Raw genomic sequence first — 24082 nt, forward strand, 5'->3', positions numbered from 1 at the left:
CTGCGGGGCTTTTCGTTGATAGGCCACAACAGCGTCTCTCTAGCCATGCGGCAACGCAGCATATAAACTAAAGTCTAACAACCTCTGCCTACAAGAGCCCCTATGCCGCTTTCACTGCCCCTACGGCGCCTTTGGACACTGGATAAGTTCGCCTATAGCCTGCGGGTGTTTATCGCCTTCAGCGGGGCGCTGCTGTTTAGCGGGGTAGCGGGAGACGTGGCACTGGTGATCCCGCTGTTTTTAGGCATTATCGCAAGCGCGCTTTCAGAAACCGATGACAGCTGGCAGGGGCGCCTACAAGCGTTGGCAGTCACCCTGTTATGCTTTGCCTCGGCGTCGTTTGTGGTGCAGTGGTTATTCCCGTGGCCGTGGCTGTTTGCCCTTGGGTTGGCGCTCTCTACCTTCACGTTGATTATGCTGGGCGCCATCGGCCAGCGTTACGCCACTATTGCCTCGGGCACGCTGATTCTATCGATTTACTCGATGATCAATATTGAACAGCACGGCGGCGTGGATGAAGACGTCGCCGCTCGCCAACTGCTGCTATTGGCCGGGGCAGCGTGGTACGGGGTTATTTCCGTTGTATGGTGCGCGCTGTTCTCCCGCCAGCCGGTCAAGCAGAGCATGGCCAGGGTATATAAAACTCTGGGCGAGTTTTTAATTCTCAAATCTGCGCTGTTTGAACCCGTGCGCGGCGTGGATATAGAGGCCCGCCGGGTGGCGCTGGCGCGGCAAAATGGCCTTGTGGTCGATGCCCTTAACCAAGCGAAAGAGATGATTTTCCGCCGCCTAGAAGGCCAGCGCGGGAGTCGCAAGCTTAACCGCTACCTGCGGATATACTTTATCGCCCAGGACATCCACGAGCGGGCAAGTTCGACCCACTACCCCTACGGCGCGCTCACCGAAGCGTTTTTCCACCACGACGTGCTGTTCCGCTGCCAGCGGCTACTCGACCAGCAGGGCCGTGCCTGCCGTCAGTTGGCTAAATCACTGCTGCTTAATCGCCCCTTCGACCACCAGCTAAGTGAGCAGGCGCTGGCGGACCTGCGCGCCTCTATCGATAATCTGAGCGAGCGCGGCAAGCCGGAGTGGCGGCCGTTGATGCACCCCCTCAACGCCTTGGCCGATAATCTTGCAACGTTAGAGGCGCAGATTGCCAGTGCCCACAACCCCGATAGCGATGACCCGCGCCGGGACAGCGCGCTCTTTGACCGTTCGCCTTCCAGCTTACTGGAAGCCTGGCGCCGGGTACGGCTGAACGTTACGCTGGGGTCACCCACCTTTCGTCATGCGATACGCTTAACCACCGCGCTGGTGGTTGGTTACGGGCTGCTGCAGTGGCTAGACCCAGAGCAGGGCTTCTGGATTTTGCTGACCACGCTATTTGTCTGCCGCCCTAACTTCGCCACCACGCGGCGCTTTCTTTCCCAGCGCATCGTCGGCACGGTACTCGGGTTAATCGCGGGATGGGTGTCAATTAGCCTATTTCCACAACCCTTGGTACAGAGCATGATTGCGGTGGCCGCGGGCGTCTCATTTTTCGCTAACCGTGAAAAACACTACGTCATTGCTACGGCATCCATCACCCTGCTGATACTGTGCAGCTTTAACCAGGTGGGTGACGGCTTTGATTTAATCTGGCCGCGCCTGTTTGATACGTTAATTGGTTCGTTAATCGCGGGACTCGCGGTGTTTTTTATTCTACCCGACTGGCAGGGCCGCAGGCTCTACCGGGAAGCCGCCAACGTGCTGACCAATCACCGCCGCTATCTAGACGAAATTGTTCATCAGTATGAAGAGGGCAAACAGGACGATTTAGCCTACCGGCTAGCGCGCCGTAATGCCCACAATGCCGATGCGGCCCTCTCAACGCTGCTGACCAATATGCTCCACGAGCCGGGCCACTACCGAAAGCAGGATGCCGATAACGGGCTGCGTTTTTTGGTGCTGTCCAATACGCTGTTAAGCCATCTCTCAGCACTGGGAGCCCATCGTCATCGGCTGGCAGAAGACGAAGACGATGCCGCGCTAGTTCCCCTTGCTAAGCGCATCAGCGCCCTGTTAGAACAGCTGGCGGAGCAGTTGCATAAACGCTTGCCCATCGCCCCCCTGGATGAGCACGCCCGCGAGCTACTCGCACAAATGGAAGAGCAGCCCACCCCCGATGAAGAGAGCGCCGTGACGCTCTACCGACCTATTCAGAGCCAGCTACGCCTGATCACCCAACAACTCGCTCCTCTAGGCGATGCCGCCAGCCGTTTAGCCCGCACGCAAGAGGTGGAACCAACGCCCACCGCAGCCTGACAACACGCTTGCTACACCTGCCCGTAGCGGCCAGCGGCTTCACCTAACCAGCGGCGTACCAGCACGGCGGTGATCTCGGCGTTGCCCTGTAGCGTTTGGGCAAGGGCAGTCACACGCTCCAATAGATCAGCGTCGCGCTCAAGGTCGGCAATTTTCATTTGGGCAAGGCCGGTTTGGCGGGTACCCAGCACTTCCCCTGGCCCGCGGATCTCCAGGTCTTTCTCAGCGATGCGGAAGCCGTCGGTAGTTTCACGCATCACGCCCAAGCGCTCACGGGAGCTTTTCGAGAGCGGCGGGTGATAAAGCAGCACACAGAAGCTTTCAGTGCTGCCACGCCCTACCCGGCCACGCAGTTGGTGAAGCTGTGAAAGCCCTAGGCGTTCAGGGTTTTCGATAATCATCAGGCTGGCATTAGGCACATCCACCCCCACCTCAATCACCGTGGTGGCCACCAATAAATCTAACTCGCCGGTTTTGAAGGCCTCCATCACCGCGACTTTCTCGCTGGCCTTCATGCGCCCATGGATCAAGCCAATCGAGAGTGCTGGTAACGCGTGGGTTAGTTCCTCTCGGGTAACTTCAGCGGCCTGGCACTGCAGCACTTCTGACTCTTCTATCAGCGTGCATACCCAGTAGGCTTGGCGGCCATCGCTACAGGCGTTGCGAATGCGCTCCACCACTTCGGGGCGGCGCTCATCCGACACCACCACGGTTTTCACCGGTGTGCGCCCCGGCGGTAGCTCGTCAATCACAGAGACATCTAGATCCGCATAGGCGCTCATGGCCAAGGTACGGGGGATGGGGGTGGCGGTCATGATGAGCTGGTGGGGCGTCAATCCACCGGCTTCACCTTTTTCCCGCAGCGCTAGGCGCTGGTGAACCCCAAAGCGGTGCTGCTCGTCAATAATCGCCAGCCCCAGGCACTGAAAATGCACATCGGCCTGGAACAGCGCATGGGTGCCTACCACCATGCGCGCCCGGCCATCGGCAATGGCCGCTTTGGCATCTAGCCGCGCTTTGCCTTTAAGTTTGCCCGCCAGCCACGCCACCTCAATGCCTAGCGGTTCAAACCACGCCTTGAAGGCACGGTAGTGCTGCTCGGCGAGGATCTCCGTGGGTGCCATCATCGCCGCCTGACAGTTGCCCGCCAGCGCCGAGAGCGCAGCCATTGCCGCTACCACCGTTTTCCCAGACCCCACATCGCCCTGCACCAGCCGCAGCATTGGGGCGGGGCGAGCAAGGTCCAGGGCGATCTCTTCCAGTACGCGCTGCTGGGCACCGGTCAGCGCAAATGGCAGCTGAGCTAAGAAGCGGGTTTGCAGACCACGCCCCGAAGGCAGCGCCGGCGCGCCGTCGGCCTGAATGCGCAAGCGTACTTCCCGCAGGCTAAGCTGGTGGGCCAGTAGCTCTTCCAACGCGAGCCTGCGGGTGGCGGGGTGGTGCCCATGTGTGAGCGACTCTAAATCCACATCCGGCGGCGGCTGATGCAGCAGCTGTAGGCTAGCGTGCAGCCCCGGCAGGTTAAACCGCTGAAGCAGGGCATCAGGTATCACCTCCGGCAGCGCCGCTGGCGTTTGCGTCAACATTCCCAACGCCTGCTGAGTAAGTGCACGCAGACGGGTTTGGTGAAGCCCTTCGGTGGTGGGGTAAATCGGCGTGTAGTACTCCTCAACCGGCGTTTCGCTGCCGCTTAGCCGATACTCAGGGTGATAAATCTCCAGGCCCGTGGCCCCGGCGCGTGCTTCTCCAAAGGCGCGCACCGTTACCCCAGGGCGCAGCTGTTGCTGTTGGGCGGGGGAGAAGTGGAAAAACCGCAGGCTCAAAATACCGCTACCATCGCGCAGGCGAACCAGCAGGCTGCGTCTGCGCCCCTTCACCACGTCACTGGCGGTCACTTCACCTTCAACCACGGCTTCTTGACCCGCCCGCAGCAGCCCGATGGGCGTAAGCCGCGTGCGGTCCTGATAGCGCAACGGCAGGTGAAAAAGCAGATCGCTAATGCGCTCAACCCCCAGGCGCGCCAGTTTAATTGCTAGCGCCTCGCCTACCCCTTTGAGCGCGGTGACCGGTGACGTGAGTTCACTCATGAGGAGGCTTTAACCATCTTGGCAGGCTGCTTACACTGGCTAATCGCCTGGGCCAAAGCATCAATCGCTTTAGGCCGAGGGAAGCTGGCCCGCCAGGCGATGGCGACCGTGCGCGAGGGCGCTGGGTCGGCAAAGGGCCGACTAACCAGCATGGCGTTTTCGTACTGCTCGGTGCCCAACGCAGACTGCGGCAACACCGTAATGCCCAACTTTGAAGCCACCATATGACGAATAGTTTCCAGCGAACCACCTTCCGCAATGAGCGTGTTATTGGGGCTGTTGAGTTTTTGGGTGATCGCCGGGCAGGCCTCTAAAATCTGATCACGGAAGCAGTGACCTTCGCCCAACAGTAATAGCCGCTCTTCCAGCAGGTCCTCTTTATTAATCACCTCACGCTCCACCCAGCGGTGATTGGCAGGCATCAGCACTTCAAAATGCTCGTCGTAAATTGGCTTGGTGACCACATCCGTTTCGGTAAACGGCAGCGCCACAATAATCACATCGAGTTCACCGCTACGCAGCTTGGCGCGTAGCGAGCCGGTCATACCCTCTTCAATATATAGCGACATTTGCGGTGCGGCGTTGGCCAGCGCAGGAATTAAATGAGGAAATAAATAGGGGCCAATTGTGTAAATAGCGCCAATACGCAGTGGATTGGCTAGCTGATCTTTCCCCGCGCTGGCCATTTCATAAATCAGGCTGCTCTGCTCTAACACCCGCTGCGCCTGGGCAACAATTTTCTCACCCAGCGGGGTGACCTGCACGGTAGATTTAGAGCGCTCGAAAAGCGGGCTATCAAGCTCCTCTTCCAATTTCTTTACTGCCACCGAGAGCGTGGGCTGGGAAACATGGCAGCGTTCTGCCGCCCGCCCAAAATGGCGCTCTTGGGCAAGGGTTACGATATAGCGAAGTTCTGTTAAAGTCATAACGGTGCCAGTGGGCATCCTCTCGTTGCTGCTTGTGACTAATTAGTAGCTTGTGACTAATAATCGTGACGGTTAACGGGATGGCAAGGACAAGCAAGTCTTATTGACGATGTCACATCTCATAGAGACTTTGTATCTGATAGGGAATATTTATCAAGAGGAGTGAGCCAGGTGAAGCTAACTGTATTGATTGTCGGCTGTGGCGATATCGGTATTACCTTAGGTCGCGAGCTGCTCAGCGAGGGGCATCGTGTCATTGGTATACGCCGCCACGCTGATGCATTACAGGGTAGCGGCATTGAGCCGCTAGCGCTGGATCTCAATAACCTTGAAGGCGCTGATGCCTCAGCACTGCCTCAAGCCGACTACGTTGTTTACACCGTGAGCGCCGACCGCTTTGAAGAGAGCGCCTATCAAAGTGCTTACCCCGATGGCCTTAAGCGCGTATTAGGTGTGCTGGAGCAGCACAAAAAGCCGCCAAAGCGCATTTTCTTCGTCTCATCGACCAGCGTCTATGGCCAGCAGGAGGGCGAGGTTGTAAACGAGGCAAGCCCCACCGAGTCGACCAGTTTCTCAGGCAACCTGATGTGCGAAGCGGAGCAGGCGCTGCTCAACCATTCGCTACCCGGCACCGTCGTGCGCTTTTCCGGCATTTACGGCCCAGGCCGTGACCGGCTAATTCATCAGGTGGCAGAAGGCCGCATTGCTGCCGTAACGCCAGTCATCTACTCCAACCGTATTCACCGAGACGACTGCACCGGCATTTTGGCACATTTAATTCGGTGCCAAGAAAAGGGCCAGCCCCTTTCCGACCTTTACCTAGGTAGCGACTGTGAACCGGTTACCATGCACAACGTAATGGCGTGGTTAGCCACACAGCTAAAAGTGGCGTCCACTGAGACCATGCAATCACCGCTGCGTCGCCGGGCCAGTAAGCGCTGCGATAATAGCCGAATCCGTGAAACCGGTTATAACTTCCGCTACCCAAGCTACAAAGAGGGCTACGCCCAAGTGCTTAAAGAGGGCGGCTTCTTAACACCGCAAAAAATCTAGCCGCTGGCTAGCTATTTTGAGTAAAACACTAAAAGAGCGGCCCTCGAAGGGGCCGCTCTTTTTATGGGTGTTCGCGTTTAACCGGTGTTTAGTCGCCAATCACCATCACGGCTTCGGCTTCAACTTGGCTACCCTTGGGCAGCGCCTTCACACCTACCGCTGCGCGGGCGGGGAACGGCTGGGAGAAAAACTCTTCCATAACCTTGTTAACAATGGCGAAGTTATCTAAATCCACCAAATAGAGGTTGAGCTTAACGATATCGCCAAGCGATCCTGCGGCTTCTTCACATACCGCTTGCAGGTTAGTGAATACCTGGCGTGCCTGGGCTTCGAAATCCTCAGAGACGATTTCCATTGTCTCTGGGTTGAGCGGGATCTGCCCCGACATATACACCGTATTACCTGCTTTAATCGCCTGTGAATAGGGGCCAATGGCAGCGGGTGCTTTCTCAGTGTTTATAACGGCTTTATTGCTCATAGGTGCTCGTGCTCCTTAATGGTGTAAACATGATTATTTTACCCATCACCAGCGCTGCCAGCGTTTAGCCGGCGGCTCACTGATACGGGCTATTAATTCGCCATTCGGGTAATTTTGCCGACGTTGGGCAAGTTGCGGATACGCTTGATAATACGGGCGAGGTGGACACGCCCTTTCACCGATAGGGTTAAATTAATGGTGGAGAGGCGTGCGTCACGCTCCTCAATGCCGATGCGCTCAATATTAGCGTCAGCATCGGTCACTAGCCCGGCCAGTTCAGCCACCAGCCCGCGACGGCTTTCAATTTCAATGCGCAGCGCAACGGGGAAGTCATCTTCGATCGTTTCCGACCACTCAAGGGCAAACAGCTTTTCGGGGTCGTTTTTCAGGTCAGTAAGGTTACGGCACTCACTGCGATGCACCACCAGTCCTTTGCCTACCGAAAGATGGCCCACCACCGGATCACCGGGCAACGGGTGGCAGCAGCGGGCAAAATTAATCACCATCCCTTCACTGCCGCTAATCACGACGGCTTTATCGTTCCCCTCGGTAAGCGTTTGGTCACAGCGGTCGCCGTGGGCGACATCCACTAACCGCCGCGCCACCACGTGGGCCATCCGGTTACCCAGCCCCAGCGACTCCAGCAGCGAATCCAATGAGGGAACATCTAACTCGCTAAACGCCTGGCTAAACACGTTTTCATCCAGCTCTTCCAGGCTGGTTTCAAAGGGTGTCAGCGCCTTATTCAACAGCCGGCGACCCAGCATAATGGCCTCAGCCTGCTGCTGATGCTTAAGCGCGTGACGAATGGCCGAGCGGGCTTTCGCCGTGGTTACAAAATTCAGCCACGCCAGGTTGGGCTTAGCCCCAGGGGCTGTGATGATTTCCAGGGTTTGGCCGCTTTCAAGCCGGGTGGACAGTGGCGCTAGATGACGGTCGATACGACAGGCAATACAGTTATTGCCAATATCGGTGTGCACGCTGTACGCAAAGTCGATCACCGTGGCGCCCTGGGGCAGCTCCATGATGTCGCCTTTGGGGGTAAATACGTAGATATCGTCGGGGAACAAGTCATTTTTAACGTGTTCAATAAATTCTAACGAGTCCCCTGCGTGGCGCTGCATCTCTAGCAGCCCTTTTACCCAGGCGCGGGCGCGGGCATGACTACCTTCGGCAATCGGGTGATCGGTTTGCCCTGCTTTATAAAGCCAGTGGGCGGCAATACCGTTATTAGCCATGGCTTCCATTTCACGGGTGCGGATCTGCACCTCAATCGGCATGCCTCGCTGGCCAAATAGCGTGGTGTGCAGGCTTTGGTAGCCGTTTGCTTTGGGTATCGCGATGTAATCTTTAAATCGCCCCGGCACCGGCTTATACAGGTTATGCACCACCCCTAAAATTCGATAGCAGCTGGCTACGTCCTCGGTAATGATGCGAAAACCGAACACGTCCATGATTTCTGCGAAGGGTTTGCGCTGGTCGCGCATTTTTTTATAAATCGACAGCAAATGCTTCTGGCGACCAACCACCGTTCCCGGCAGCGCTTCGTCATCTAGACTCTGCTGCAGCGACGACTGAATTTCCCGCATGGCGCTGCGGCGATTACCGCGGGCGCTGGCCACGGCACGCTTAATACGCTCGGCGCGCATGGGGTGAATGGCCTGAAAGGAGAGGTCTTCTAGCTCAATACGGATGGTATTGATGCCCAGACGCCCGGCAATACGCGCATAAATTTCCAGCGTTTCCCGGGCTATACGGCGCTTTTTATCGGGACGTAGCGCGCCCAGGGTGCGCATATTGTGCAGCCGGTCGGCGAGCTTGACGATAATGACGCGAATATCTCGCGACATCGCCAACACCATCTTCTGAAAGTTTTCCGCCTGGGCGACGGCTTTGTCTTCGAAGGTGATCTGGGTCAGCTTGGATACACCGTCCACCAGCTCAGCAACCGGTTTACCAAACTGCGCCACCAAGGCTTTTTTCGAGACGCCGGTGTCTTCAATGACATCATGCAGCATAGCGGCCATCAAGCTTTGATGGTCCATGTGCATGTTGGCAAGAATGTTGGCCACCGCTAGCGGGTGGGTAACGTAAGGCTCGCCAGAGCGGCGACGCTGGCCATCGTGGGCCTGCTCAGCGTAGTAGAAGGCGCGCTTGACCTGCTGGATCTCATCCGGTGGTAAATAGCCGCCAAGTCGGTCGGCCAGGTCATCAATGGTGAACATTTACCGCGCCCCTAATCGGTTCGTAGCCCTAGTCGTTCGGTTCTTAACCTTAGTCGTCGATATGAGGCGTCATTGCAGGACGCGTACGCACCGGGGCTTCTACCGGCTCATCCAGTACCGTATGGTCAACCAGACCCGCGGCTATTTCACGCAGCGCCATCACAGTGGGCTTATCATTTTCCCAGGGCAGCTGCGAATCCCGAGAACCACGGGCCAACTGACGCGCGCGCTGGGTGGAAATCATCACCAGCTTGAAGCGATTTTCAACATTTTCCAGACAATCTTCAACGGTTACGCGAGCCATGGGGGCCTTCCTGTAATGACGACGCCGGGCCGGCGTTGTTGGACAACGTCGCCGACCCAGCGAAAAAAAGAGTGGTAATAGAACCTGATAGATTACTCGACGCTAGGCGCCTGTGACAAGAGCGCGTCGAGCAGTGGCGCATGACGCTCCTGCATGGCGGCCCGTGTTAAGCGGCGGCTAATCACCAGCGACTGCAGTTCTTGCAACGCAGTAGTGAAGTCGTCGTTAATGACCAAGTAGTCATACTCATCAAAGTGCGACATTTCGCTAACCGCATCGCGCATACGCCGGGCAATCACCGCGTGCTCATCGGTGCCACGGCTGGCAAGACGGCGCTCCAACTCACTGCGCGATGGCGGCAGGATAAAAATCGACACCGCCGAGGAAAGCTGTTGGCGTACCTGCTGGGCGCCCTGCCAGTCAATCTCTAAAATAACGTCCTGCCCCGCATCTAGCAGCGTTTGTACTGCTTGGCGCGAGGTGCCGTAGTAATTATCAAAGACCTTGGCATACTCAAAAAAGTCACCACCCGCGATCTTTGCTTCAAAATCGGCCACAGGAATAAAGTGGTAGTTGACGCCGTCCACTTCCCCTTCGCGCTTATTGCGCGTGGTGTGCGACACCGATACTTGAATACCATCAAGGCTTTCGATTAGCTCGCGAACCAAGCTGGTTTTGCCAGCACCCGATGGGGCAGACACAATAAAAAGCGTACCCTGGGACATGAAGCGCTTCCCTAGTTAGCAAAAAGCGAGTGAAAAGTTGCTCAAGCTGTTGGCAAAACAGGCGATAAAAATAGCCGCGCCAACGGTTTGTCATTATTGGCAGCGCTGCTACTGTCTGCACTTGCCCTACACAAACATGCATAAAGTAACGTGCAGTATCGCACACCCATGGCGTGGGCTGTAGGGTTTCGCGCAGAGCGATAAGGAGATCAGCATGCGTAGTACGATAATGATTTTATGCTTAATTGCCCTCGGGGTAGCCCTACAGAAGAGAGTCATCGAGATTCCCCGCCATTGGGCACCTTGGGCGCCGCTTTATGTCGATGACCCCATCACGCCCATCACTCAGCTTAAGCTCAAACGCTTAAACGATAACCGTCAAGCCTGCTTAGCCGCACTAGATACAGTGCCCGAGAGTGAACTTCGCTATACCCCTCTGGCCGACTACGCCCCCACCGACAGCTGCCCACTCAGCAACGTGGTACGCATGCAGTCCAGCAGCGTGCGTTTCAACCAAAGCTTTGTGGCTACCTGCCCGCTGGCCCTGGCTTGGGTGATGTATGAACGCCACGCCCTTCAGCCCGCCGCAGAGGAGATTATGGGTAGCCGAGTGGCCCAGGTGAATCATGTGGGCAGTTTCGCCTGCCGCAATGTGTATGGTCGCGAGTCAGGCAGGCGCAGCGAACATGCCACCGCTGAAGCGTTGGACGTAACGGGGTTTCAGTTCGAGAGTGGTCAGCGCGTAACACTACTTAATCACTGGGAAGATGATGGTGACGTTGGTGAGTTTTTACGGGCAGCCCGGGATGGCGCCTGCGATACCTTTGGTAATGTGCTGGGGCCAGACTACAACGCCGCACATGCCGACCATTTTCATTTAGGCATGCGCGGCTTCCGGCTTTGCCGATAAGGGGCCTGCTCGTTAATCCAGGCTGATATCGTCTTCATCCGTGGCAGCACCGGTCGCGGCACCTACGCCACCACCAATCACCGCGCCCTGGCCAACGCTTCCACCGGTGGCGGCAGCAGCACCTGCGCCAACAGCGGCACCCACTCCAGCACCGCTGGCAGCACGTTCGCCAGTGGTTGAACCGCAGCCAGCCAGCACCAGCATTAACGCGGCAATGGCACTCAGGGTTAGTACGCGTGAAGTCTTCATTACTTGAGTATGCATAGGGTCACCTCCTTATGAGTTGCACCCTTATACCCTAGAAACGATTCACCCTTTTTGCCACCTTTTGTCAGCTTGATCATTCATAAGAAAACACTTATTTGAAGTGCTGTTAGAAGCTTTTAGCACATTGATGCGTGCGCTTTTCAAGCCAACGCCCCCAAGCAAACATCAGCAAGCCACAGCACGCCAAACCCGCCCCAACTAGACCGGTACTTGACCAACTAAGCCCCGCGCTGATCGCAAGCCCTGCAAGCCATGCACCCAACGCATTAGCACCGTTAAAGGCCGCGTGATTGAGCGAGGCCGCCATGGTTTGAGCATCTTCCGCCACATCCATTAGGCGGGTTTGCAGCGAAGGCGCTAGCGCCATGCTAGTGCCTACCAAGCCGACAAACAGCAGCCCCGTCCAAACGTTATTGGCGGCAAAATAAAACAACCCTTGGATCACGCCACACCACAACAAAATAGCGGGAATAGCGCGCATCAGATTTTTATCTGCCATACGCCCGCCGATTAAATTACCGGCAATGGAGCCAAGCCCAAAAATCACCAGCACCAGCGGCCCTAGCGCTTCGCTCATTCCCGCCTGCTGCGTCAACGTCGGCATTACATAGCTAAAAATGGCAAACATGCCGCCACAGCCGATACAGGCAAGCGCCAGCGCGACCAATACGCGCTGCTTTAACAGTGCGGATAGTTCGCGTACCGGGCTTGCGAAGGCATCCACCGGCTGAACGGGTACATAAATGCGTATCAGGAGGGCCGTTAATAGTGCAATAACGCCAACTCCAACAAAAGCGATTTGCCAGCCAAACTGGTTGCCCGCCCAGGTACCTAGCGGTGCGCCGATCAAAATCGCCACCGTTAAGCCCATCATCACCCGGGAAATAGCCCTCGCCCGTTGATCCACTGGCACGGCCCCCGCCGCGACCAATGCAGCAATGCCAAAGTAAGCGCCATGGGGCAGGCCTGCGAGAAAGCGCAGGCCCACAAATGACCAGAACCCTGGCGCCATGGCACTGGCTATATTGCCCAACGCAAACGCCAGCATCAGTATAATGAGCAATGCTCGCCTTGGCGCTCGCGCGGCGAGCGACGAAATCAGCGGCGCGCCAACCACTACGCCTAAAGCGTAACTACTGATCGCGTAGCCTACTTGGGGTACGGTTACCGCCAGGTCCCCTGCTACGCGATTCATCAAGCCCATAATGACAAACTCGCTGGTGCCAATCCCAAAGCCACCCAGCGCCAACACAAATTCAGCCACCCGCGGATTACGCGCCAGCCCTTGAGACGACGATGCTGTCGAATCCTGCATACTTAACTCCTAGGGATACCGCACGGGTGGTATCTCGATTAGCGCTAAATAATCGCAGGATTAGACGAAAGTATAAATACACAAAGCTTAAAAAAGTTAGCGGACAAAGGGGTATCCACTTGGACACGGCGCGGCAGCACCTAAGACACAACTGCTAGGATGATACGATTCTCTATTCATCAAGCGAGACGGTTATGACCCCGCGTAACATCGAGCACGCAATGCAGGCATTGGCCAGTGCCGACTCCGACATTGCGCGTGCCTACCCCTTGGTAGGCGCACCCAACCCGCGCCAGCGCGACCCAGGCTTTGCCACCTTCTTCTCGACCATCGTGAGCCAGCAGATCTCCACCGAGGCGGCCCGCGCCATTATGGGCCGGGTCAATACATTACTGCCGGAGTTACACGCCAAGGCTGTGCTGGAAGTGGAGGGCCAAGCGCTGCGCGAGGCGGGGCTCTCATGGCGTAAGATTGAGTACGCTAAGGGGCTTGCTGAAGCGGAGTTGGCAGGCACCTTTAGCGCTGATGGGCTTGAACAGCTAAATGATAACGAAGCCATTGCCGCCATTACCGAGCTACGCGGCTTTGGCCGTTGGAGTGCAGAGATCTACCTGATGTTCTCACTGCAACGCCCCGATATTTTCCCCGCCGACGACCTCGCCCTGCGAGTTGCGCTGGGCCGCTTGAAGGGCATGGATAACAAACCCACACCCAAGCAAGCCCGCCAGTTGGTAGAGCACTGGGCTCCCTGGCGTAGCGTAGGCTCGCTGTTTCTGTGGCATTACTATCGCGGCGAGCCCCTGTAGGAGAGCGGTCTTCAGAGCGTTAGCCCGCCAAATTTGCCGTTCTGATAGTCCTCAACCGCCTGGACGATTTCTTCGCGGGTATTCATCACGAAAGGGCCATGGGAATAAACCGGCTCATCAATCACCTCGCCGTGTCCAAACAGCAGCCGCGCGTTGCTGCTGGCGCCGATGTCCAGGCGATCACCGTCGCGATCCACTTCAATCAAGTGGTGGGACTTAACGGGCTCGCCGCCTACCGTCACATCGCCATCTACCACATAGAGAAATACCTGCCGACCTGACGCAACGGGCAGTTGTTCGTGGCTACCGGCAGGCAGCCTTAGTGTCGACATAAACACGCCCGTCAGCGTGTCGATAGGGCCCGCGCTTCCCTGCCACTCACCGGCAATCAGGTTTAGCTCCCCGCCGCCCGGCAGCGCGATAGCGGGTATGGATGCTTGCTGCAGCCCCACATAGCGCGGCTCACTCATTTTCAGGCGCGACGGCAGGTTGACCCACAGCTGTAAAATCTCCAGCAAGCCGCCGTCGCGTAAAAACTCCGGCGGCGAAATTTCCGCATGCACAATACCGCTGCCCGCGGTCATCCACTGCACGCCGCCCGCGTTGATCACGCTTTGGTGCTGGGCGCTGTCGGCGTGGGCAAGCGAGCCTTCTAAAATAAACGTCACCGTCTCAAAGCCCCGGTGCGGGTGCGGGCCAAACGGCAGCCCGCGATTATTGGCCGGGTACGTCTGTGGGCCGTGGTGGTTAAGAAACAGAAACGGATCAAGCTGATCCAGCCCTGGCCCCGGCAGTGGCCGCCGGGTGACTAAATCGCCGATATCATCGCGCTTGGCCGGATGCTGGGCGATCACGCGACGTGCTGTTGGGATAGTGTCTGGTGGCATCATTTACTCCTTATCAATACTGCCCAGCGTAAAACCTACCGCAGCGGATAAGGAGCGAATAATTTGCCGTGTTTCATTGAAGTAAATTGTTATAAACCCAGCCTCACTCCCCGTTACTACTTAGCGACCCCACTACGTCCAGCACCTGCCCCTCTGGGCGTACAACGGCCATATCACCCGAGCGCACCACGCCCCCAATAAGTGCCGTAATATTGACCTGATGCGTTACCAGCATCAGATTGCCCGGCCCTTGCCACGCCATAATATTGTCGCGCAGGGCCTGGGTTAGCGCTTCCCGCTCGCCCGGGTTGCGAAAGAAAGAGTCTAGCCACGGCGTTGGCTCAACGTCTCCCAACGCTAGCTGCTCGGCGGTCTCTAACGCCCGGCACCAGCGCGACGAATATACCGCGTCAATGGGCACTTCCCGCTCACGAAACGCCTGGCCTACCCTCGCTGCCTGAACACGCCCCTCCGCCGATAAATTACGCTGGGTATCGCACTCTTCAAGCTTGAACGCTGGTGGGTCGCCGATTCCTGGCGCCAGCGCATGGCGCATTAAGATCACCAAGCCACCTTCTTGGAGGGCTTGCCAGGTGGCGGTGTTGGCGTGGGTGGTGAGGGGGAGCATGCTCAGAATGCTGAGCAGTAGGGCGAAAGAGAGGTAGCGCAAAGTCAGCATGGCAGGGCATCCTCAATCAAGGTAGAAGCACCATTGCCTAGCGTGTTGCTAGTACCAGCGGCAAAGCTAGTTGGGTGCTAAGTTAACAGTAGCACTAGATGCTAGCCTTGCACTGCCTACCTTTGGGCCGAGAATACCTCTCCACGGGGCTTTAGCCGTTAGAAAACTCAGCACGACCTACCACCAAGGGATCAGTTGCCCCAATGTTATTAATATCTTTACCTTCATAATCGAAGGCATTTAATACGTAGCGCATGGCATTGAGGCGCGCACGTTTTTTGCAGTTCGACTTGATGACCACCCAAGGACACTCGGAGTGATCCGTATGGAAAAACATGGTCTCTTTAGCAGCCGTGTACTCATCCCATTTTTCCAGCGATGCCAAATCAATCGGGCTCAATTTCCAACGTTTGAGTGGATGCAGTTCACGCTCTTTAAAACGACGCTGCTGCTCTTCACGACTGACCGAAAACCAGAACTTGATGATATGCACTCCGCTGCCCACCAAGTTGCGCTCAAGCTCAGGCGCTTGACGTAAAAAGTCCTGGTGCTGCTGGTCGGTGCAAAATCCCATGACCCGCTCAACGCCCGCCCGGTTGTACCAGGAGCGGTCAAACAGAACGAGTTCACCGTGCGTCGGCAAGTGTTTAATATAGCGCTGGAAATACCACTGCCCCTGCTCTGTTTCTGTCGGCTTTTCAAGCGCTACGACCCGGGAGCCACGCGGGTTTAGATGCTCCATAAAGCGCTTAATAGTGCCGCCCTTTCCTGCAGCATCGCGACCTTCAAAGATAATGACGGCACGCTGACGCGTTTTTTTAATCCACGCTTGAAGCTTTAGCAGTTCCACTTGAAGGTAATATTTCTGCTTTTCGTACGCTTTACGAGACAGCCGGTGCTTGTAGGGGTAAGGCGCGGAGCGCCAATCGTCGACTAACGCTTCATCCTTTGAGACCGTGCGGCCTTTATCGAACTGTTTCCAATGCAACAGTGCTTTTTTTAGCTCAGCCACGTCATCCAATGACGCACCCTCGATAATATCAGCAACCGCTTTTAGTGTTTCTTCATGAGGCTCAGGCAGCGGGCCTTTTAACCCCAATATATCGGCAATGGCAACTGCCTGCGCCTCTTGGGCGCCATGGGTCTTCTTCACAACGCTAAATTCGTCCACCCATGAGGGTTGCCCTTTGGATAGCGTGTCTGCCGTTTTGTTATCGCAGCTTGTTTTGTCCATTGTACTTCTCTCTTATCAACGTTCACGACAGCGGGGCTAACCATCATATAAAATGCTGATGCGCCCTACCGTGATACGCATCAAAAACGCCAAGCAGAACAGCGGTGTGAACCGACTTTTTTTGCAGCTGAGCGAGGCCACCTGCTGGCGACGGCACAAACCAGATAGCGCAAGCACGCGGGCAGGTGCACCAAGCCGTGAATACGGCCATAGTGCAGAGCTACTGGGAAGTAGGTTCGAGCACGAACAGCAAGGCTGTCGTCGTGCTGAGTATGGTAAGAAGCCGCTACAGCAGCTCTCACAACAGCTAAACGAAGTTGTGTAAAAGCTTTGATGTCCGCAACCTACGCAATATCCGCCAGTTTTATCAAAGCTTTCCAAAACGGAACGCAGTGCGTACCGAATTGAGCTGGGTGCACTATCGAACTCTACTACGGGTGGAGAATGCCCACGCCCACCACTAGTAGTTGCTAGAAGCTATCCATCAAAGCTGAAGCGCCAAACCCTAGGACTATGTTCCTATAATTCAATCAAAAATGGGAACATAGTCCTATATTTTCACACGTCAATTTGTCAACCTTATAAAAACAGGACTATATTCCCATTATATTATTAAAAATAGGAATATAGTCCTATTACTGGTGATTGTATGGCTAAGCGAAATTTACACAGTGTGCTGTTTCCAAAGGAGCGCAAAATTCTCACTCATTTTGGTGAGGATTTGTTGCTAGCGATGAAGCGACGTGGGTTAACCAAGAAGATGCTCTGCGAGCGTACGGGTTTTGATCATAAAACCGTGAACAAGGTGTTTGCTGGTGATCCTGGTGTGGCAATTGGCACCTATTTGAAAATTATGGCCGTGCTGGGTATGGAAAGTAACTTCTCTGAAGTGGCCGCACATGACGAGTTAGGCATCAAACTGCAAAACATCAAGCTTCTGGAAGGTTCAAAATGAGCCGTGAATTGGTAGAGGATGCATAGGAGTGATATAGGTTTTAAAATAATTATTACAAATATTGTTGATGTCATGAATTGCGTGTCAAAAATTTTAGTTTGCTTTCATAAAAACTAGTTTGTATCCTAATAAATTCTTATGTAAACGTAACCCACTGCTTAGCACACGAATAAAATTAAACTTTTCATATGGTTACAAAAATGATCAACTTTTTATTGCCTAGTCTAAGACTCTTGAGAAGATTGTTATTAATATTTCCAATAGGTCTATTTACTAGCACTTTATCAGCATTTGAAGTTCAACCTGTTCCTGAAAAATTTATTCCTTCACAAGATAATACGCCTATATTGATGCTAGATATTCATGGAGAAAGCAATTATATTAGCAGAACTGATATAGAGCTACTCCCACTTTATTCTATAAGCCTTTATCATTTTAAGGGAATACATGGTGTTTTTACAGGAGCATGGCTAAAAGACCTCCTATCTGATCAAAATATTGATAAAGCGGCTACACTTCGTTTCATTGCTCATGATGACTATAGCGTTTTTATCACTTCAGAAGATCGTCACAAACGGGATTATCTTCTAGTCACCCGACTGGATGGAGAACCTTTAACTTTAAACGACTTTGGCCCGACGCTACTGATAGTCCCCGCCGAGGCAGAGGCAGTGCAAGCAGGCGCAACTGATATGACACATTGGGTCTGGTCAATTCGAGATATTTTTATCCAATGAAATGGATAATCAGAAAATCAATGGCTTGGCAACTGACAATAGCCCTTATCCTATTAACAAGCACTTATACTGTTACCATTCTTTTGTATGACTTACATACTCGTTACCAAGCAGGCTCTCACTATACGTCTTTAGTTGCAGTCATTGCACGCTCACAGGCACATACTTCTATACTTAGAAACACTTTGGAAGATTTCCGGAACCGCCCCGAAGATACTAATGTTGTTAATCGCTTAGAAAATTTATTATGGCGGATACCGCAGCATATTAATGGTGTTAGTTTTCATTTGCAGACTAGTCAAATTTCAGAAAACGATTATTATGCCCCTTTAAAACAACTAAAAGACATTCGAGAGGGTCTTTCTGAGATGCATCAGCAGCTCGACGAAATTAAATTAGGTGGCTCTCCCTATAACTTTTTGAATCAGGGCCAAATAATCGAAAACGACTTGGCCATGGCTTACACTATCTTAGAAGGTATCGCGCATTCTGAGGCAGGCAAGCAGCAAATTTTTATGGAGCGCCTGGGCCGCACCGTAGCGGCGCTGTCTGTTACTGTTATAATATTAATAACAGTGCTTTTGATAGGTTTTTTTAAACTCAGACAAAAGCACCACAAAGTATTGCATCTCAGTATGTTTGACGCCCTAACGCAATTAGGTAATCGTCGCTATTTACTACACCATGCAGAGGCTTTTTGTCGAAATAGCCAGCGCTGTGATAGCCCTTTGAGCTTAATCATTATAGATATAGATCATTTTAAATATGTGAATGACGCATTTGGGCATCCTGCTGGTGATCAAGTACTTGAAAGAATTTCAGAAGTATTAAAAAGAGAAGCACGAGCAATAGATGTGGTAGCTCGACTTGGAGGTGAAGAGTTTTGCATACTCATGCCGGACACAAGCTTAGATGGTGCTATGCAGCTAGCAGAGAGACTACGACAGAAAATATGCGGTTTAACACACCAGCAACTGAATGTTGCCACATCAATCACAGTGAGCTTAGGGGTCACAGTTGCGTGCAAAAATGACATGGAATTCAAAAAAATTTATAGCCGCGCAGATAAAGCTTTGTATAAAGCGAAAACTAATGGTCGTAATCGGGTAGAGTCTGCTTAGAATAGAATACTTATAAAGCGATGAACAAAATACAGATTTTCTCACATGAATTTTGCTTTCTTGAACACTTGGTCATAGAACGCTAAAGTATTGGTCAACACACCCGCCAAGCCTATGCTTTTTATAGCAAGCACGCTCAAATCGCGCGGGTTTTATTTATCCATGAATATCAATGAAGGGTACAACCAGCTCTGCCACCTTTATCAGGGCCTGTTTCCGCTCTTCGTAATAGTCATACCGGTCATAAATACCTTCCACACCCTTGAGCTTGTGGTTCAGACAACGTTCAGCAACATGACCCGGCACACCGGCTTCAGCCAACAAACTGCGGCAGGTACGCCGCAAGTCATGCACAGTGAACTCACCCAGGTCGCCCATTTTGTTCTCAGGCTGCTGCTTCTTTCCTGGCTCCTTACCAAAGAGCTTGGCAATGGCCCGATTTAATGTGTCCTTGCCCATATGGGGCTGCTTGCTGCTACGACGACTAGGAAACACATACAACGAACCACACGCGCGAATCTGTAGCTCCTCAAGCCAAGCGATAGCTTGTGGAGGCAGAGGTATCGCAATCCCTACACCCGATTTGCTACGTTCGCCGGGCAACACCCATTTCGCATCGCTCAAGTCAATCTCTGTCCACTTGGCTTCTGTTAGCTCTGTTTTACGCACCCCTAAAACAACCAGCAAAGCACATGCGAGATAGTTATCACGGGTAAAGCTAGCCCGGTTCTCTCTGAACACAGCAAAAGCTTTACTGAGCTCATCGATGCTTAGTGCCCTGTCGCGGCTTTTCTCGACCCCACCCGCATCGTTGACGTTAAAAGCAGATGCGGGGTTATAGGTAAGCAACCCCAGCTTGACGCTATGGTTAAAGAGTTGCTTTAAGTACATCAAAGCGTCATTTGCAATGGTTGGCCGACCACTGCTCGTCACCTTTCTGACGATAGCACGTACATCCATAGGGGTAACGCTATCCAGCGTTAGCGAACCGATGGCGGGAGCAATATCCCTTTCGAATACACGCTTGGGGATATTGGGATGCTTGAGTCGCTTCTCTAATTCCTGATACCAATCGTCAAACAGATCCTGCACCGTACTGATGGTTATCTTTTCTTCACGTTTGCGCTCTGTAAGAGGATCTGTACCGTTACGAATCGCCTTCTGAGTCTCAACCACTTGTTCACGGGCTTCAGCCAGAGATAGCTGGGCGTACTTACCCAGCGTCATACCACGGCGTTTACCCGCAAAGGTATAGCGGCACATCCAGTAGGCAGCTCCTGCCTTAGGAATCATCAAATACAAGCCATTGCCATCACCATAGCGCCCTGGCTTGGCTTCTCTGATCAATGATTGGATTTTCTTGGCAGTAAAGCTCCCCATCCCCTCGCCCCTTCATTAATGCTTCAATACTTACTCATTTTTAATTGCTTATGAAAAAAATGGGTAGTACTTTCAAGCTATTCTGCCCCAATAGTGGGTGGCATGGCATTTTACTACCCACTTGGCGGTGGCTTAAGCTGGATTTTGATAGACAAGCGTAGACAACGTATGACATTAAAATAATTAAAAACAATATTTTATATATCTAAGCAGGAATCCGTAGACATCACTCAATATTCTGAATCTGCTCCCGCATCTGCTCAATCAACACCTTCAGCTCTACCGCACAACGCGTTGTCTCTGCCACCACGGATTTCGACGAGAGCGTATTGGCTTCGCGGTTGAGTTCCTGCATTAAAAAATCCAAACGACGGCCTTTGGGGCCTTTCTGGGCGAGCTGGTGGCGCACTTCTTCGATATGCGCCGTTAGGCGGTCTAACTCTTCGTCCACATCAGCTTTTTGCGCTACCAGTACCAGCTCGGCTTCCAGGCGCTGGGGGTCGAGTTCCGTTTTGGCGACTTCCAATCGTTCCAGCAGTTGGGCGCGTTGGCGCTCTAGTATCTGCGGCAGCAGGCTGCGTACGGTGGCTACTTGCTCGCTGACGGCGTCTAGGCGGGTGGTGATCATCTCAGCGAGCTTTTCACCTTCCCGGGCGCGGGCGTCAATTAGCTCGTCCAGCGCTTGGTCAAATAGCCCTTTGGCGGCGGCTTTGATGGCGTCTTGGTCTAGGTGCTGGGTTTCCATAACGCCGGGCTGGTTGAGTATCGCCAGCGTATTAGGCGGTATAGCACTGGGTACTTGCTCTTGAATAGCTTCTAAAGCGTTGGCGATCTCTTTGAGCCGTTGGGCGTTTACGGCGGGGGCTAGATTGGCTTCGGCAGCCTCAAAGCGCAGGCTGCACTCTACTTTACCTCGTGCTAGTCGGGTGCGTAGGGCATCCCGCAGCAGCGGCTCTAAATCACGCAGCGCATCAGGCAGGCGAAAATGCGGCTCTAAATAGCGCTGGTTTACCGAGCGAATTTCTACCTGCAGGGTGCCAAATTGGGCGGCCTGCTCGGTGCGGGAAAAGGCGGTCATGCTGTGTACGCGGCGGGAAGTGGCCATGGGTCCTCCTGGTAGTGGGCAACGGTTATTCGCCAGTCTACCCGATAGGCCAATCAGCGTGCGCCTAGACGTGTACAATGGACGGCTTTTCCCTGAAACGCGTTTATTGTGAGAGGTGCTATCTGTGAGCAGTGCTAAGCGTCCTGATGTTGTTCGCCCCAGCGGTCGCGAAGCCGACCAGCTCCGTGAAATTCGCCTAACCCGCGACTACACCCGACATGCGGAAGGTTCGGTGCTGGTGGAGTTTGGCGATACCAAGGTGCTGTGTAATGCGAGCGTGGACGCGGGCGTACCGCGCTGGCTGCGCGGCAAAAATCAGGGTTGGATCACCGCTGAGTACGGCATGCTGCCCCGCGCCACGCACTCCCGCAGCAACCGCGAAGCGACTCAGGGTAAGCAGGGTGGCCGCACGCTGGAAATTCAGCGCTTGATTGGCCGCAGCCTGCGCGCGGCGGTGAATTTGAAGAAGCTGGGCGAGTTCACCATTACCGTGGATTGCGACGTGATCCAGGCCGATGGCGGCACCCGTACTGCCGCGATTACCGGCGGCTGCGTCGCCCTAGTAGATGCAATTCGCCATCTTCAGCGGGAAAAAAAGATCAAAGGCGACCCCTTCAAGCAGCTGGTCAGCGCGATTTCGGTGGGTATTTATAAAGGTGTGCCGGTATTGGATCTGGACTACCCGGAAGACAGCAAAGCCGACACCGACCTGAACGTGGTGATGACTGAAAGCGGCGAGCTGATCGAGGTGCAGGGCACTGCGGAAGCGGGCGCGTTTAATCGCGCTGAGCTAAACGCGATGCTTGATCTAGCCGAAAAAGCAGGCGATGAGCTGCGCGAAAAGCAGCGTGAGGCGCTAGGGATTCGCGGTTAATAGCGAAAAGTATTAACGCGCGCATACGCAAACAGGCCAGCTTAATAAGCTGGCCTGTTGCTTGTTACCATGACAGAGCGACGCGGGAAGTAGCTAACGCTTAGAGCGCTAAATCATACTCAACGATTAGCGGTGCGAACTCAGAGAAGGTCGCATCGTAATCAATCCACGCGTCGACCACGTGACGGCGGAAGTTAGGGCCGACCAACTGGTAGTCGATCCGCCAGCCTTCTTGGCGCTCACGGGGCACGTCTTGGTCGAGCTTCGGCCACCAGGTGTATTCGCCAGCGTCGCGATTAATTTCGCGGAAAGTGTCGATAAACCCGGTGGGGCCGAGCACCTGATCCATCCAGGCACGCTCTTCCGGGCGGAAACCAGAGGTGAGCTGGTTGTCGGACCAGTTGGCCAAATCGACGGTTTTATGGGCAATATGCCAAGTACCACAGATGATGTATTCGCGACGTTTACGCGACATCTTCGTCAGGTACTCTTGGTACTGTTCCATAAACGCTTGCTTGGCTTTTTGATCACTCCCGTCAGGCATCAAGAAGGTGGCAATACTGAAGCGGTCATAATCCGCCTGCAGAAAGCGCCCTTCATGGTCGCATTGAGGGAACCCCAGGCCGTACATAATGGCCTTGGGAATTTTGCGGCAATAGAGCGCCACACCGGAAAAACCATCTTCTTCAGCATCCAGGAAGTAGCCTTCATAGCCTTCTGGATAGAGAATATGGTCGTCCAGTTCAAAACTTTTTGCCTTGATGTTCTGCACGCAGACCACATCGGCATCCTGCTGAGCCAGCCAGTCCAGGAAACCACGGTCGACGGCGTCACGTATACCATTGACATTAATGCTGGCAATTTTCATAAATCGTCCCTTTTGCGTCGCTGCTGTATGATACCCGACGTTTAGACGTTTGGGTAAATAGACAAACCTAATCTTGCTACTTAGCCCGTTTATATTGTTGTGTTTGACTTACCTTTCTATTGACAAGAGAAAACCGCCGTGGCCAACACTCTACAACCCTATCAGCGCGATTTCATTGCCTTCGCTATTGAGCAGGGCGTACTCAAATTCGGCGAGTTCACGCTTAAATCAGGGCGAGTCAGCCCTTACTTTTTCAACGCGGGGCTATTTCAAACCGGTCGCGCACTCGCCAAGCTGGGCCGCTTTTACGCCCAGGCGATTGTCGATAGCGGCCTAAAAGCCGACGTTCTGTTTGGCCCGGCGTATAAGGGCATACCGCTGGCAGCGGTTACGGCAGCCGCTCTGGCCGATCACCACGACCGGGATATGCCTTACTCCTTCAATCGCAAAGAGGCCAAAACCCACGGCGAAGGCGGTAATATTGTCGGCGCGCCGCTGGCTGGCGATATTTTGATCATTGATGATGTCATTACCGCCGGCACCGCGATCCGCGAGGTAATGGGCCTGATTAAACAGAGCGGTGCCCGTGCAGGCGGCGTGATCATTGCGCTAGATCGCCAAGAGCGCGGCCAGGGAGAGCAGAGCGCCATTCAGGAAGTTCAGGCCCAGTTTGCAATCCCGGTCGTCAGCATCGTCACCCTGGAACAAGTGCTGACGTACCTAGAAGAGCATGCCGGAGGCGAAATGCTAGCTTACGCCGAGGCTGTGCGGGCCTACCGCGACCGTTATGGCATTTAACATATCGTTATCTACCCCACATTTTTTAAAAGCAACTGTATAGA

25 protein-coding genes are annotated in these 24082 nt (G+C 54.1%); 11 read left to right on the plus strand and 14 right to left on the minus strand.

The annotated features are described in order from the left end of the window. Nucleotides 1-102 precede the first annotated feature (102 nt). The gene (gene yccS / locus P8S54_RS10980; RefSeq protein ID WP_281441775.1) at nt 103-2304 is read left to right on the plus strand and encodes a YccS family putative transporter; all 2202 of its coding nucleotides are present in this window, start codon (nt 103-105) and stop codon (nt 2302-2304) included. 11 nt (nt 2305-2315) lie between these two features. Here the strand turns inward: yccS and recG are convergent, their stop codons facing one another. After that, entirely contained in the window at nt 2316-4391 is a 2076-nt protein-coding gene (gene recG / locus P8S54_RS10985) for an ATP-dependent DNA helicase RecG (RefSeq protein WP_281441776.1), read from the minus strand. Then, the gene (locus tag P8S54_RS10990; RefSeq protein ID WP_281441777.1) at nt 4388-5317 is read right to left on the minus strand and encodes a hydrogen peroxide-inducible genes activator; all 930 of its coding nucleotides are present in this window, start codon (nt 5315-5317) and stop codon (nt 4388-4390) included. Before P8S54_RS10990 ends, recG begins: the two co-directional genes overlap by 4 nt. Before the next feature lie 171 nt (nt 5318-5488). On the opposite strand from P8S54_RS10990, the gene P8S54_RS10995 reads away from it, so the two are divergent. After that, nucleotides 5489-6370 carry an SDR family oxidoreductase gene (locus P8S54_RS10995; protein ID WP_281441778.1) on the plus strand — a complete coding sequence of 294 codons (882 nt, stop codon included), beginning with the start codon at nt 5489-5491 and terminating at the stop codon, nt 6368-6370. Between the two features lie 88 nt (nt 6371-6458). Here the strand turns inward: P8S54_RS10995 and P8S54_RS11000 are convergent, their stop codons facing one another. The 4 genes from P8S54_RS11000 to gmk all read right to left on the minus strand — a co-directional run bounded on the left by P8S54_RS11000 (nt 6459) and on the right by gmk (nt 10102). After that, nucleotides 6459-6848, minus strand: a complete 390-nt coding sequence (locus P8S54_RS11000) for a RidA family protein (protein ID WP_009098185.1) — start codon at nt 6846-6848, stop codon at nt 6459-6461. Nucleotides 6849-6940: 92 nt separating this feature from the next. Continuing rightward, nucleotides 6941-9073, minus strand: a complete 2133-nt coding sequence (locus tag P8S54_RS11005; protein WP_281441779.1) for a RelA/SpoT family protein — start codon at nt 9071-9073, stop codon at nt 6941-6943. A gap of 49 nt (nt 9074-9122) precedes the next feature. Next, complete coding sequence (gene rpoZ / locus P8S54_RS11010) at nt 9123-9377, minus strand: DNA-directed RNA polymerase subunit omega (RefSeq protein WP_281441780.1); 255 nt, start codon at nt 9375-9377, stop codon at nt 9123-9125. A 92-nt stretch (nt 9378-9469) separates the two neighbouring features. After that, complete coding sequence (gmk, locus tag P8S54_RS11015) at nt 9470-10102, minus strand: guanylate kinase (protein ID WP_281441781.1); 633 nt, start codon at nt 10100-10102, stop codon at nt 9470-9472. 214 nt (nt 10103-10316) lie between these two features. Between gmk and P8S54_RS11020 the strand changes: the two genes are divergently transcribed. Beyond that, nucleotides 10317-11012, plus strand: a complete 696-nt coding sequence (locus P8S54_RS11020) for an extensin family protein (RefSeq protein ID WP_281441782.1) — start codon at nt 10317-10319, stop codon at nt 11010-11012. A gap of 12 nt (nt 11013-11024) precedes the next feature. On the opposite strand, the gene P8S54_RS11025 is transcribed toward P8S54_RS11020, so the two are convergent. Together P8S54_RS11025 and P8S54_RS11030 are read right to left on the minus strand one after the other, a co-directional pair. Beyond that, the gene (locus P8S54_RS11025; RefSeq protein ID WP_009098174.1) at nt 11025-11276 is read right to left on the minus strand and encodes a hypothetical protein; all 252 of its coding nucleotides are present in this window, start codon (nt 11274-11276) and stop codon (nt 11025-11027) included. A gap of 109 nt (nt 11277-11385) precedes the next feature. Then, a complete protein-coding gene (locus tag P8S54_RS11030) occupies nt 11386-12594 on the minus strand; it encodes an MFS transporter (RefSeq protein WP_281441783.1) in 1209 nt (402 codons plus the stop codon). 194 nt (nt 12595-12788) lie between these two features. On the opposite strand from P8S54_RS11030, the gene P8S54_RS11035 reads away from it, so the two are divergent. Then, nucleotides 12789-13400: a DNA-3-methyladenine glycosylase 2 family protein gene (locus P8S54_RS11035; protein WP_281441784.1), complete on the plus strand. Its 612-nt coding sequence runs from the start codon at nt 12789-12791 to the stop codon at nt 13398-13400. Between the two features lie 11 nt (nt 13401-13411). On the opposite strand, the gene P8S54_RS11040 is transcribed toward P8S54_RS11035, so the two are convergent. From P8S54_RS11040 to ppk2, 3 genes are all read right to left on the minus strand, one after another. After that, nucleotides 13412-14287, minus strand: a complete 876-nt coding sequence (locus P8S54_RS11040; RefSeq protein WP_281444096.1) for a pirin family protein — start codon at nt 14285-14287, stop codon at nt 13412-13414. Between the two features lie 103 nt (nt 14288-14390). After that, on the minus strand, nt 14391-14966 hold the full coding sequence (locus P8S54_RS11045) for a histidine phosphatase family protein (protein ID WP_281441785.1): 576 nt from the start codon (nt 14964-14966) through the stop codon (nt 14391-14393). A 151-nt stretch (nt 14967-15117) separates the two neighbouring features. Beyond that, complete coding sequence (gene ppk2, locus P8S54_RS11050; RefSeq protein WP_281441786.1) at nt 15118-16200, minus strand: polyphosphate kinase 2; 1083 nt, start codon at nt 16198-16200, stop codon at nt 15118-15120. A 70-nt stretch (nt 16201-16270) separates the two neighbouring features. Between ppk2 and P8S54_RS11055 the strand changes: the two genes are divergently transcribed. From P8S54_RS11055 to P8S54_RS11075, 5 genes are all read left to right on the plus strand, one after another. Then, complete coding sequence (locus tag P8S54_RS11055) at nt 16271-16525, plus strand: hypothetical protein (protein WP_281441787.1); 255 nt, start codon at nt 16271-16273, stop codon at nt 16523-16525. After that, a complete protein-coding gene (locus P8S54_RS11060) occupies nt 16518-16664 on the plus strand; it encodes a DUF1016 N-terminal domain-containing protein (protein ID WP_281441788.1) in 147 nt (48 codons plus the stop codon). Before P8S54_RS11055 ends, P8S54_RS11060 begins: the two co-directional genes overlap by 8 nt. A gap of 185 nt (nt 16665-16849) precedes the next feature. Next, nucleotides 16850-17155, plus strand: a complete 306-nt coding sequence (locus tag P8S54_RS11065) for a helix-turn-helix transcriptional regulator (protein ID WP_281441789.1) — start codon at nt 16850-16852, stop codon at nt 17153-17155. Nucleotides 17156-17355: 200 nt separating this feature from the next. Continuing rightward, entirely contained in the window at nt 17356-17892 is a 537-nt protein-coding gene (locus tag P8S54_RS11070; RefSeq protein ID WP_281441790.1) for a hypothetical protein, read from the plus strand. After that, nucleotides 17889-19013, plus strand: a complete 1125-nt coding sequence (locus tag P8S54_RS11075; RefSeq protein WP_281441791.1) for a GGDEF domain-containing protein — start codon at nt 17889-17891, stop codon at nt 19011-19013. The genes P8S54_RS11070 and P8S54_RS11075 overlap by 4 nt, the downstream gene beginning before the upstream one ends. Before the next feature lie 156 nt (nt 19014-19169). Here the strand turns inward: P8S54_RS11075 and P8S54_RS11080 are convergent, their stop codons facing one another. Both P8S54_RS11080 and P8S54_RS11085 read right to left on the minus strand, forming a co-directional pair. Continuing rightward, nucleotides 19170-20393, minus strand: coding sequence for a site-specific integrase (locus P8S54_RS11080; RefSeq protein WP_281441792.1), 1224 nt, complete (start codon nt 20391-20393; stop codon nt 19170-19172). A gap of 226 nt (nt 20394-20619) precedes the next feature. Beyond that, nucleotides 20620-21498 carry a YicC/YloC family endoribonuclease gene (locus P8S54_RS11085; protein WP_281441793.1) on the minus strand — a complete coding sequence of 293 codons (879 nt, stop codon included), beginning with the start codon at nt 21496-21498 and terminating at the stop codon, nt 20620-20622. A 124-nt stretch (nt 21499-21622) separates the two neighbouring features. Between P8S54_RS11085 and rph the strand changes: the two genes are divergently transcribed. Further along, nucleotides 21623-22372: a ribonuclease PH gene (gene rph / locus P8S54_RS11090; RefSeq protein WP_281441794.1), complete on the plus strand. Its 750-nt coding sequence runs from the start codon at nt 21623-21625 to the stop codon at nt 22370-22372. Nucleotides 22373-22472: 100 nt separating this feature from the next. On the opposite strand, the gene P8S54_RS11095 is transcribed toward rph, so the two are convergent. Then, nucleotides 22473-23240, minus strand: coding sequence for an exodeoxyribonuclease III (locus tag P8S54_RS11095; RefSeq protein WP_281441795.1), 768 nt, complete (start codon nt 23238-23240; stop codon nt 22473-22475). A gap of 138 nt (nt 23241-23378) precedes the next feature. Between P8S54_RS11095 and pyrE the strand changes: the two genes are divergently transcribed. Then, nucleotides 23379-24038, plus strand: a complete 660-nt coding sequence (pyrE, locus tag P8S54_RS11100; RefSeq protein ID WP_281441796.1) for an orotate phosphoribosyltransferase — start codon at nt 23379-23381, stop codon at nt 24036-24038. Nucleotides 24039-24082 lie beyond the last annotated feature (44 nt).

The organism is Halomonas sp. M1, from assembly GCF_029581375.1.
Classification (GTDB): domain Bacteria; phylum Pseudomonadota; class Gammaproteobacteria; order Pseudomonadales; family Halomonadaceae; genus Vreelandella.